The organism is Achromobacter maghribensis, from assembly GCF_057334215.1.
Genome location: NZ_JBHFII010000065.1, coordinates 40518 through 52203 on the forward strand (window position 1 = coordinate 40518; position 11686 = coordinate 52203).

Sequence of the window (11686 nt, forward strand, 5' to 3'; positions counted from 1 at the left end):
GCGCCCCGGCCGCGCCAGCTCGGACGCCAGGTAGGCATCGCGCGAGGGCAGCAGGTGGTCGCGGCACACCGTCATCAATGCGGCCCGGTCGCCGTCGCGCAGCGCCTGGATCATGGCCCAGTGCTCCTGGCGGGCGCGTTCGCGGTAACCGGCCGCCACCAACGTGCCGAAGCGGATGGGGTGGGTGCGCCGGGCGTATTCCTCGATGGCCTGGCCCAGCACGGCGTTGTCCAGCAGTCCGAAGAATTCGTGGTGGAAACGCTGGTTGCTGCGGAACACGCGCCGCGCGTCGCCATCGGCGACGGCCGCGTCGTGTTCCCGCTGCACCGACACCAGCGCCGCCAGCCGCGCTTCGGGCACGGGCAGCGGCATCTGGCTGGCGGCATGCACTTCCAGGACTTCGCGCAGCGCATACAGTTCCATCACTTCACGGGTGGAAAACGCCCGCACGACGGCGCCGATGTTGCGCTTTTTCTCCACGACGCCCAATAGCTCAAGTTCGGCCAGCACTTGCCGCACGGCGTGGCGCTTCATGGAGAAGCGCGCCATCAGCTCGTCCTCGGTCAGGCGTTCGCGCGGGTGCAGCCGGCCGAAGACGATGTCTTCTTCCAGGGCAGCCACCGCGCGCTGCGTGGCGTCGGGGGCCTCGGCTTGCAGGGCGTCGGGCGTGATGGCGTTCATGGCAGGCGCTTACTTCTTGGGCACGGTGTCGTGGGTGACGCCGGCGCGCAGGAAATCGAAATCGACGCCCTGGTCGGCCTGCGTCACGGTTTGCAGGAACAGCTTGCGATAGCCGCGGTCGGCGGTGGGCCGGGTGATGGGCTGTGCCGCGGCGCGGCGCGCCAGCTCGGCATCGTCCACCAGCAGCGCGATTTCACGCTGCGCCACCGACAAGCGGATGCGGTCGCCATTCTGCACGTAAGCCAGCGGTCCGCCAATGGCGGCCTCGGGCGTGACATGCAGCACGATGGTGCCCGCCGCCGTGCCGCTCATGCGGCCGTCCGAAATGCGGACCATGTCTTTGACGCCCGCGCGCGCCAGCTTTTTCGGGATCGGCATGTAGCCGGCTTCCGGCATGCCGGGCGCGCCGGTCGGGCCGATGCGCTTGAGCACCAGGATGTCGTCCGCCGTCACGTCCAGCGCGTCGTCGTCGATGCGGCGCGCCATGTCTTCGGCATCTTCGAATACCACCGCCCGGCCTTCGTGCTCCATCAGCTTGGGGTTGGCGGCCGACTGCTTGATGATGGCGCCGCCCGGAGCCAGGTTGCCGCGCAGCACGGCCAGGCCGCCCATCGGATAAATGGGAGCCTCGGCGGTGCGGATCACGTCCTGCGCGAAGGCGGCGGGCGCGTCATCCAGTTCCTGGCCCAGGGTGCGGCCCGATACGGTCATCACATCCAGGTGCAGGTAAGGCCGCAGTTCGCGCAGCAGCGCCAGCATGCCGCCCGCGTCGTGGAAGTCTTCCATATAGTGCTGGCCGGACGGTTTCAGGTCGACCAGGACGGGGGTTTCGCGGCTGATGCGGTCCAGGCCCGCCAGGTCGATGTCGATGCCCAGGCGGCCCGCGATGGCGGTCAGGTGGACGATGCCGTTGGTAGACCCGCCGATGGACAGCAGCACGCGCAAGGCATTTTCAATGGACTTGCCGTTGATGATCTGGTCGGGCGTCAGCCGCGACGCCGCCATGGCCACGGCGGTGGCGCCGGTCCGTTCGGCCACGCGCACGCGGTCGGCGGTGACGGCCGGGGCCGATGCGCCGCCCGCCACCATCATGCCCAGGGCTTCGGTGATGCACGCCATGGTGCTGGCGGTGCCCATGACGGAACAGGTGCCCACGCTGGCGACCAGCTGATTGTTGACGTCGGCGATTTCCGGCGCGTCGATCTCGTCGGCGCGATAGCGGCCCCAGTAGCGGCGGCAGTCGGTGCAGGCGCCCACGCGTTCACCGCGGTGCGAGCCGGTCAGCATCGATCCGGTGACCAGCTGGATGGCGGGCACGCCGGCCGAGGCGGCGCCCATCAGTTGGGCCGGCACGGTCTTGTCGCAGCCGCCGATCAGCACGACGGCATCCATGGGCTGCGCGCGGATCATCTCCTCGGTGTCCATGGACATGAGGTTGCGCAGGTACATGCTGGTCGGCTGCGAGAAGCTTTCGTGCACCGAGATGGTCGGGAAGTCCATCGGCAGGCCGCCCGCCAGCATCACGCCGCGCTTGACGGCTTCGATCAGCTGGGGCGCGTTGCCATGACACGGGTTGTAGCTGCTGCCGGTGTTGACGATGCCGATGATCGGACGGGCCAGCGCGTCGTCGGAGAGACCGGCGCCCTTGATGAACGCCTTGCGCAGGAACAGCGAGAAGCCCTTGTCGCCATAGTTGGTCAGGCCGCGCGCCACGCCCTGGGCGGTTGCGCTGTCGCTGTCGAAAGGTCCTGCTGCGGGCTTGCCGCCTTTGGTCTCGTCCGTCATGTTCAGTCCCGATAATATTATTGATAATCCAGGGGCAAGATCATATCCAGCCTTTGCAGTCGCCGGCAAGCGCTTTGTGCACGTCGATATATTGATCTGTTTATTAGATCAGTCGATAGAAAAATTCTGATTCTTCTATCAAGTTCGGACTCCTACACTGGCGCTCGTTGACGAGCCGGGCGTCCGTCCATTCCTATACTCATCCCGGCTGGAGAGACCCCATGTCAGACCTGCGTCTGCGGCCGCGCCGTGCCGTCCTGCTTACCCTTTTGGCCCTCTGTGCCGGCGTTTCCGCCCCGGCGATGTCGGCCGACGCCTACCCCGACAAGCCCATCCGCATGATCGTGCCGTATCCGCCCGGAGGCGCGACCGACGTGATCGGCCGCGTGCTGGCGCAGGAGCTGACGAGCGCGCTGGGCCAGTCGGTGATCGTTGAAAACCGCGCGGGCGCTGCCGGCAACATTGGCGCGGACCAGGTCGCCAAGGCGCAGCCCGACGGCTACACCCTGCTGATGGGCGCGCTGACCAGCCATTCCATCAACGCCGCCCTGTACCGCGGCCGCGTCACGTATGACGTGGAAAAGAGCTTCGCCCCGGTGTCCATCGTGGGCACGGTGCCGCTGGTATTCGTGGTGAACCCGTCGGTGCAGGCCAAGACGCTGTCCGAGTTCATCGCGCTGGCCAAGTCCAAGCCCGGCTACATCACCATGGCGTCGGCCGGCAACGGATCGCCCCAGCATCTGGCCGGCGAAATGTTCAAGCGTTCGGCCGGCGTGGACATCCTGCATGTCCCCTACAAGGGCAGCGGCCCCGCCATGACCGACCTGATGGGCGGTCAGGTGCTGAGCATGATCGAAACCGTGCCTGCGGCGCAGGGCAATATCAAGGCGGGCAAGCTGCGTGCCTTGGCGGTGACGTCTCCGGCGCGCGTCGAGACGCTGCCCGATGTGCCGACCGCCGCGGAAGCGGGGTTGAAGGACTTTGAAGTCAGTTCGATGTTCGGCATCGTCGCGCCCGCCAATACGCCGGCGCCGGTGATCGATCGCCTGAACGGCGAGCTGAAGAAGATCCTGGCCAAGCCGGAAGTGAAGGCGTCGCTGCTGAACCAAGGCGCCATCGCCACCTGGACGACGCCGGCCGATGCCCGCGCCCGCGTGTCGGCGGAAGTGGCGCGTTGGACCAAGGTGATCGACGAAGCGGGGGTGAAAGGAGACTGACCGGCCGGTTTGATCCGCCGGTTTGATCCTCCGGTCGCGCGGTTGATGCGACACGCCGAAGATTTCTTCACGAAATCTTCGGCGATTTTGTTTCTGCATTGCAGTGGGGGGCTGACGCAACAAGGTGATCGCGCTTGGGCGTGGCGGCGCATTAAAGCCACCGGGAACGAGAGAACTCCCCGCTTGCCCGTGATAGGCGTTGCAACAATCCGCAATACTGGGAATATCGCGCCGCAACGGGGTATTGACCCCGTCCAGGCTAGGCCGTAATGTACTTTTCGGTCCGACTAGGGCTGTTCATCCTAAAGGACGCCTTGTTAGCGTGAACCAGCCGTAGGACAGTGGGGGGATACCACGATGACAGAGAATCAGGACGAAAGGTCGATCCTGCATACGCATTTCGGTACGCATAGTCCCTATTGGCGTTTGTCGGCCGATAGCGACGCCTTTGAGCTCGCCGCCGTCAAGGGCGCGGCCAATATCGCGATGGCGCTACGCCCGGATCAGGCCGACGCCATCCGTTCCCTGACGGGCATCACCTCCAGCCTGCGCATCGACCTCACGCTCTACGGGGACGCGCTGCGGCTGCATCTGGTGGGCCGCAAGATCAACCCCAATGAATGGGCCGGCACGGCGTCGGCGCATTCCGACACCGAGGCCGTTGCAAAGGATCTGGTCGAAGGCCTGTCCTTTGCCGAGACCGTGGTGTCCGAAGCCAACTCCGTGATTGTCATCGTCGACCAGAACGGCCGGGTGCAGCGCTTCAACAAGCTCAGCGAGGAATACACCGGCAAGCGCGAGCAGGACATCGTCGGGCGCAGCGTGTTTGAGATGTTCATGACGCGAGAAGAGGCCATGGCCTCGCGCCGTAATATCGCAGAGTTCTACAAGCGTGGTCAGTCCTACGAGGCCGAACGGCTGATCAACACGGTCAAGGGGCCCCGGCTGTTCCTGTTCCGGAACAAGTTCGTCACCAGCGGCAGCGGCGAAAAACGCGTCTACCTGATCTGCTCGGGCACCGACATCACCGAAGAGCGCCAGGCGCAAGAACGCCTGCGCGTGCTGGCCAACACCGACACCCTGACCAACCTGCCCAACCGCCATTCGATTACCGCGCGGCTCAAGGCGGCGCTGGCGGCGGGCAAGGAAGGGCGGGGCGGCGTGCTGTTCCTGGACCTGGACAACTTCAAGCGCATCAACGACCACTACGGACACGGCTTCGGCGACCGCCTGCTCAAGGCGGTGTCGGTGGCAATTTCGACCTGCCTGTCCGACGGGCAGACGCTGGCGCGGCTGGGCGGCGACGAGTTCATCGTGCTGCAGGAAGAGGCGCAGGCGTGGCAACTGGAAGCCACCGCGGAACGCATCATCGAACGCCTGCGCGAGCCTTTCCGCCAGGGACTGATCGAGGTCTACACCAGTTGCTCGATCGGCATCGCGATGTACCCCGACCACGGCGCCGACCTGGACAGCGTCGTGCGCAGCGCCGACATCGCCATGTACGTGGCCAAGGAAGCGGGGCGCCATACCTACCGCGTCTTCCAGCCCGACATGGACCGGCGCAACGCGGACTATGTCTGGCTGGACACGAACCTGCGCAAGGCGTTGGCCGAAAACCACCTGATGCTGTATTACCAGCCCAAGCTTGTGGGCCGCACCGGCGAAGTCGACGGCGTCGAAGCGCTGTTGCGCTGGCGCTCGCCCGAGCGTGGCATGGTCTGCCCCAGCGTCTTCATTCCGTACGCCGAGGAATCCGGCCTGATTTCGCCGCTGGGTGTCTGGGTCATGCGCGAGGCCGCCCGCCAGGCGGCCGCCTGGAAGCGCGATGGCCTGAACATCCGGATCGCGATCAACATGTCGGCGCGCCAATTGGACGACAAGGGCGTGGTCAGCGACTTCATGAGCGCCCTTGGCGACGCCGAGCTGGACCCGTGCCTGCTGGACATCGAGCTGACGGAAAGCTGCCTGATCGAAGACGAAGGCGCGGCGATCGACCTGATCAAGCAGTTCCGCCAATTAGGGGCACGCGTCCACCTGGACGACTTCGGCACCGGCTATTCGTCGTTGTCGCAATTGGCGCGCATTCCGTTGGACGCGATCAAGCTGGACGCCAGCTTCGTGCGCGGCGTGAACGAGAATCCGGTGTCGCAGGCGCTGGCGCGAGCCATCGTGGCCGTGGCGCGCACGTTGGAACTGAAGGTGATCGCGGAAGGGGTCGAGACGTTGGAAGAAACTTCGTTCCTGGACACGCTGGGCGTGGATGCCAAACAAGGCTATCTGTACGCCAAACCCATGCCCGCGGCCGAATTCGTCACGTGGCTGGCCCAGCGCCGCCGGCTGCATCTGATCGCCTGATACAGCCGGCGCCCTCGTGCAGCGGATTAGTGCATGGTGGCTTCCTGCACCGAGTCGGGGCTGGCGGCGGTGCGGCGGTTCTGCGCCATCACCAGGCGTTCCATGTAGGCGCGGTCCTTCGGATCGATCGAGAAGGCGGCTTCGACCCAGTCCTCGGTGATGTCCATCAACTCAGAGCGTGACAGGTTCAGCACGCGCTGGCGCGCGCGCAGCATCGCGCGCATGCCGTTGAGCTTGGGACGCATCACGTCGATGAAGGTGCGCGTGGCGCGGTACGCTTCGCCCGGCTCGAACAGCGTGTCCACCAGCCCTTTGCCGTGGAACCATTCGGCGGTATGCGATTCCCCCGTGCTGATCAGTTCTTCGGCCAGCTTCATGCCCGACCGGCGCGCCACAAGCGAGTAGCCGCCCATGCCAGGGAACAGGTTGAACGCCATTTCCGGGAAGCCCATGCGGGCATTGTTCTGCGCCAGCACGAAGTGATGGGCCAGGGCGGCCTCGAAGCCGCCGCCCAGCGCCGTGCCCTCGATCATGGCGAGCGAGATCGCGCCGGTGTCGAACCCGCGCGAGGCGGCATGCACGCAGTCCACGCACGCTCTTGCGTAGGCTCGCAGGGCCTCGCGCTTGCCCGTCCGGATGGCCTCGGCGAAGAAGTTCAGATCGCCGCCCACGTTGTAGATCTGCGGGACCAGCGAGCCCGTGACCCAGAAGTCGATGGGCAGGCCCGAGTCCTTGGCGGCGCGCGCCAGCGTCATGATTTCATCGATGAGTTCGTGATTGAAGCAAGGCCGCGGCTGCGCACGGAGCATCATCCACATGACACGGCGTCCCTCCTCGTAAAACGCTGAAATCTGCTTCATGTTGCCTGCTGCGGTAAAGGGGTGGCAGTCTGGATGAATGAGTTGATTCATTTGCTTTCGTCCAATCGGTCAAGGTGAGTCGGTGTACTGCCGGGTCAGCCTAATACAGACCTTCCGGCTACCGTCTCATGCAAACCTCGTCCGCTTGGCCAGACTTGTCCGTAAGTCGAAAGCGCGAGTGAACAATGCAGGACTATTGCGAATTGAGGCGCGGGATCGGCCGCTCGGCCGAGGCGCGCATCGGTGCTACGGATGAGGACCCTCGCAAATTCGCGCGGATCCGGGCGGTGCGCAAAACGCCGTTGGGACGGCGGAACTCATGCGTTCGGATGACGGAGGCGCGCCAGGCAAGGCCGGCGCGCGCCCCGCTTTGCACCGATTTCAGGCAACCCCGCCGTTGGCGCGCAGGATCTGGCCGTTGACCCAGCCGCTGTCCGGCCCGGTCAGGAACGACACCACGCCCGCGATGTCGTCCGGCTGGCCCAGGCGTTCCAGCGGCGGCATCTTGGCGAAGTGTTCGATCAGTTCGGGGCTTTTCCCTTTCAGGAAGAGCTCGGTGGCGACCGGGCCAGGCGCCACCGCGTTCACGGTGATCCGGCGGCCACGCAGTTCCTTGGAAAACACATGGGTGAAGCTCTCGACCGCGGCCTTGCTGGCGATGTAGATCGCATAGCCGGGCAAGTTCAGCGCGATGGTGGTGCTGGACACGTTGACGATGCTGCCGCCGTCGGCCAGCCGCGTGGCCGCTTCGCGCAGCGTGTTGAAGGTGCCGCGCGTATTGATGTCGAAGGCCTGGGCATAGTCCTCGTCGGAGGTGTCGGCCAGCGGCTGCACCTTCAGGACGCCCGCGCTGTTGACCAGCGCGTTGATGCGCCCCAGCTCGGATTCCACCTTGCCGAACAGGGCGCGCACGTCGGCGGCTTTGGACACGTCGGCTTGCACCGCCACGGCGCGGCCGCCCGCCTGGCGGATGTCGTTGGCCAGCGCGTCGGCCTCATCCGCACGGGATGCGTAGTTGATGCCCACCGCGTAGCCGTCGCGGGCCAGGCGGCGCACGATGGCGGCGCCGATGCCACGCGATCCGCCGGTGACCAGGGCGACGCGTTGCGGGGTCGATTGAGAGGCTTGGGATGTCATGTTGGGTCTCCGTGAGGGGAAGGGGTGAGATGCATCATGAACTATTCCAAACCGAAGATAATTACCCTATATTCGCGAACATAATTCCATTTTCGTTAATAATCGGCGGGTTGGCATGGATCGTTTCCAGGAAATGCAGGTGTTTGTGCGCATCGCCGAACGGCGCAGCTTTTCCCTGGCGGCGGAAGACCTGCAGATTCCCCGCGCGACCGTCACCAACCTGATCAAGCGCATGGAAAAGCGCCTGGGCGCCCGACTGTTGGAACGCACGACCCGCCAGGTGCGCCTGACCCAGGACGGCGAGGCCTATTACCAGCGCTGCGTGCGCCTGCTGGCGGATCTGGAAGAGGCCGACGGCGCGTTCCTGAACACGGCGCCCAAGGGGCTGCTGCGGGTCAACGCCCAGGGCACGCTGGCCAAATATTTCGTGATGCCGGGCCTGCCGGGCTTTCTGGAGCGCTATCCCGACATCGTCCTGCACTTGGGCGAAGACGACCGTCTGGTGGATATGGTGCGCGAGGGCGTCGATTGCGTGCTGCGCGCGGGCGCCTTGCAGGATTCTTCGCTGGTGGGCCGGCAGATCGCGCTGATGCCGCAAGTGACGGTGGCCAGCCCCGCCTACCTGGCGCGCTTCGGCACTCCCGCCAGCCTGGAAGCGCTGCAGGGGCACCGCGCGGTGGATTACCTGTCCAGCGCGACCGGGCGCAGCATGCCGCTGGACTTCATGGTGGACGGACGCCGCGTGCTGGTGCGTCCCGCGTCGGTGATCAGCGTGACGGGCGCCGAACTCTATACCGGCGCGGCGCTGGCCGGCCTGGGGCTGGCGCAGGTGCCGCGCTATCGGGTAGAGCGGGAACTGGCGGCGGGGCATCTGCGCATCGTGCTGCCCCACACCCCGCCCGCGCCCATGCCGGTGTCGGTGCTGTATCCGCAGAACCGGCAGGTGTCGGCCCGGGTGCGCGTGTTCACGCAGTGGCTGGCCGACGTGTTCGCCACGGCCTTCGATCAGACGATGCCGGTCAGGTAGTACACCGCGATCACCACGAACACCGACATCGTCGATATCAGCGTAATGGCGAAGATGTCGCCATACGATTGCCGATGGGTCAGGCCGGTGACCGCCAGCAACGTGATCACCGCGCCGTTGTGCGGCAGCGTGTCCATGCCGCCGCTGGCCATGGCGGCGACGCGATGCAGCACGTCCATGGGGATGCCCGCCGCGACCGCGCCGTCGATGAAGGTTTGCGCCATCGCGGCCAGCGCGATGCTCATGCCGCCCGAGGCCGATCCGGTGATGCCCGCCAACGAGGTCACGGCGATGGCTTCGCCCACCAGCGGGTCGGGAATGGTTTTCAGCGCCTCGGCCACCAGCAGGAAGCCCGGCAGCGCGGCGATGACGCCGCCAAAGCCGTATTCGGCCGCCGTGTTCATCGACGCCAGCAGCGCGCCCGACACGGCGCTTTTGCTGCCTTCGGCAAAGTGCGCCTTGATGCCGCGGAACGAGAACAGCAGGATGATGAAGATGCCGGCGATCAGCGCGCCCATCACCGCCCACAGCGCGACCTGGTCGGCGGCGTTCACGGGCATGGGCTTGGGCAGGCCGGGCAGGTTCACTTCGGCGCCGGCCGGATACCAGCCGGGAATCCAGCGCGTCAGCAGGAAGTTGACCACGCCCACCACTACCAGCGGCAGCAGCGCGATCAGTGGATGATGGTCGCGTTCGGTGGGCGGCGTGGTGGGTTCGTTGCGCAGTTCGGTGCCATAGGCCTCGCCTGCGGCGGCCGCGCGCTTGCGCCGCCATTCCAGGTAGGTGACGCCCGTCGTCAACGTGAACGCCGCGCCTATCAGGCCCAGCCAGGGGGCGGCCCACGTGGTGGTCTCGAAAAAGGTGGTGGGGATGATGTTCTGGATCTGCGGCGTGCCGGGCAGCGCCGTCATCGTGAACGTGAACGCGCCCAGCGCGATGGCGCCCGGCATCAGCCGCTTCGGGATGCCACCCTGGCGGAACATCTCGGCGGCGAACGGATACACCGCGAACACCACGACGAAGAGCGACACGCCGCCGTAGGTAAGCACCGCGCACACCAGCACGATGGCGACAATGGCGCGTTCGGCGCCGATCATGCGCAGCACCGCCTGCACGATCGCGCGGGAAAAGCCCGACAGTTCGATCAGCTTGCCGAATACGGCGCCCAGCAGGAACACGGGAAAGTAGAGCTTGGCGAAACCCGCCATGCGTTCCATGAAAATGCCTGAGAACACGGGGGCCAGCGCGGAAGGATCCGTCAGCAGCACCGCGCCCATGGCTGCGATGGGTGCGCACAGGATCACGCTGTAGCCCCGATACGCCGCCAGCATCAGAAATGCCAGCGCCGCCACCACGATGAACAATCCGGTCATTCGGTACTCCAGGAATGAAGAGATAAGGGGTGCAGGGGCTACACCTTACCCCATCGAACCGGCGCCTTCGTGACGCGTGTCAGCTCAGGCGTCCAGCAATGCCTGGGCCTGGCGGGCGATGTTCAGGTCGATGGCGGCGTCATCGCCGTCGCCCAGGTACCAGGCGGCGGACAGCCCGCACCACGCCACGATCCATTGCAGCAGACGGCGGCGTTCCAGGCCAGACTCGGCCACGATCAGCTCCAGCCGGCGCTCGAAGCAGCCGGGCACGATGGCCACGGGCGGCACGGGGTCGGCAAGGTCGGGGTTGCAGAAGATGTTGGCGTAGTCGAACGCGCGTTCGCCGTAAAGGCGCTTGGGGTCGATGACCAGCCAGCCGCGTTCGCCGAAGTCCAGCACGTTGTCGTGGTGGACATCGCCATGCAGCACCGCAACGTCGCGGGGGGCATCCAGCAGCGCGCGGGCGTGGCGGGCGCTGTGCGCCAGGATGCCGCCTTGCGATCGGGCCATGGGCCACAGTTCCACGAACCATTCTTCCAGGCTGCGCAACGCGGGCAGCGGTTTGGCGCGCGGGGCGTGCAGGGCCTTCAGCACGCCGCACAGAATGCGCGTGGCCTCGTCGTCGCGGCCGGTGCGGGCGTAAGCGGCCAGCGAGCGCGTGCCGGTGGCGCGTTCCAGCAGAATGGCGTGGTCGTCGTGCGCCAGCACGCGGGCCGCGCCCTGGCCGTCCCACCATGTCATCAGCACGCCGCCTTGCCGTTCGTCTTCTTCGATCGACACCTTCAGCATGGCCGGCGCGCCGTCCTGCGTGACCGGCAGCAAGCGCGCGGCGGGGGTCGCGATGGGCGCGCCGTCGGGCACGAGATTCCAACGGGTCAGGTAGGCGTCGAACATGGGAACAGGGGGGAGGTTGCCGGGCTGTATATAGTAGGGCCTGCCGCCGGGCCACTGGTTCGAGTCCGAAGCCGGGGCCATGTCCGGCGGCGACATCATGGAGGATCAAGAATGACCGAATCGCAACCGGACCAGGCGCATTGGACCGCCGTGGCCGATCAATGGATTGCTTGGGCAGGCACCCCCGGGCATGACGCCTTCTGGGCGTACCGCGAGGGCTTCGCGGCCTATCTGGGTGCGGGCCAGGGCCGCGCCCTGGAAATCGGCTGTGGCGAAGGCCGCATCAGCCGCGAGGTCCGGGCGCTGGGCTATCACGTCACCGCGAGCGATGCGGTGGCCGCGATGGTCGACGCCGCG

Annotated in this window: 10 protein-coding genes; 4 read left to right on the forward strand and 6 right to left on the reverse strand. The window is 66.2% G+C overall.

The features are described from left to right. Nucleotides 1–681: GntR family transcriptional regulator (locus tag ACE039_RS30000; RefSeq protein WP_310033562.1), on the reverse strand; the 681-nt coding region annotated here is incomplete at its 3' end. Between the two features lie 9 nt (nt 682–690). Next, nucleotides 691–2466 (reverse strand): IlvD/Edd family dehydratase, encoded by a 1776-nt coding sequence (locus tag ACE039_RS30005; protein WP_485824158.1) that lies wholly within the window; start codon nt 2464–2466, stop codon nt 691–693. 221 nt (nt 2467–2687) lie between these two features. Here ACE039_RS30005 and ACE039_RS30010 point away from each other — a divergent pair, with 221 nt between their 5' ends. Then, a complete protein-coding gene (locus ACE039_RS30010; protein ID WP_485824159.1) occupies nt 2688–3683 on the forward strand; it encodes a Bug family tripartite tricarboxylate transporter substrate binding protein in 996 nt (331 codons plus the stop codon). 357 nt (nt 3684–4040) lie between these two features. Then, nucleotides 4041–6038 (forward strand): cyclic di-GMP phosphodiesterase, encoded by a 1998-nt coding sequence (gene pdeR, locus ACE039_RS30015; protein WP_485811035.1) that lies wholly within the window; start codon nt 4041–4043, stop codon nt 6036–6038. 26 nt (nt 6039–6064) lie between these two features. On the opposite strand, the gene ACE039_RS30020 is transcribed toward pdeR, so the two are convergent. Both ACE039_RS30020 and ACE039_RS30025 read right to left on the reverse strand, forming a co-directional pair. Continuing rightward, the gene (locus tag ACE039_RS30020) at nt 6065–6949 is read right to left on the reverse strand and encodes a crotonase/enoyl-CoA hydratase family protein (protein WP_105560239.1); all 885 of its coding nucleotides are present in this window, start codon (nt 6947–6949) and stop codon (nt 6065–6067) included. A gap of 330 nt (nt 6950–7279) precedes the next feature. After that, nucleotides 7280–8035: an SDR family oxidoreductase gene (locus ACE039_RS30025; protein WP_485824160.1), complete on the reverse strand. Its 756-nt coding sequence runs from the start codon at nt 8033–8035 to the stop codon at nt 7280–7282. 115 nt (nt 8036–8150) lie between these two features. Between ACE039_RS30025 and ACE039_RS30030 the strand changes: the two genes are divergently transcribed. Beyond that, complete coding sequence (locus ACE039_RS30030; protein WP_448709108.1) at nt 8151–9062, forward strand: LysR family transcriptional regulator; 912 nt, start codon at nt 8151–8153, stop codon at nt 9060–9062. Here the strand turns inward: ACE039_RS30030 and ACE039_RS30035 are convergent. Further along, the gene (locus tag ACE039_RS30035) at nt 9041–10435 is read right to left on the reverse strand and encodes a GntP family permease (RefSeq protein WP_485824161.1); all 1395 of its coding nucleotides are present in this window, start codon (nt 10433–10435) and stop codon (nt 9041–9043) included. The two genes, ACE039_RS30030 and ACE039_RS30035, sit on opposite strands and share 22 nt — an antisense overlap. Nucleotides 10436–10519: 84 nt before the next feature. After that, nucleotides 10520–11329, reverse strand: a complete 810-nt coding sequence (locus tag ACE039_RS30040) for an aminoglycoside phosphotransferase family protein (protein WP_448709106.1) — start codon at nt 11327–11329, stop codon at nt 10520–10522. 111 nt (nt 11330–11440) lie between these two features. On the opposite strand from ACE039_RS30040, the gene ACE039_RS30045 reads away from it, so the two are divergent. After that, on the forward strand, nt 11441–11686 hold a 246-nt coding region (locus tag ACE039_RS30045), incomplete at its 3' end, for a methyltransferase domain-containing protein (RefSeq protein WP_485824162.1).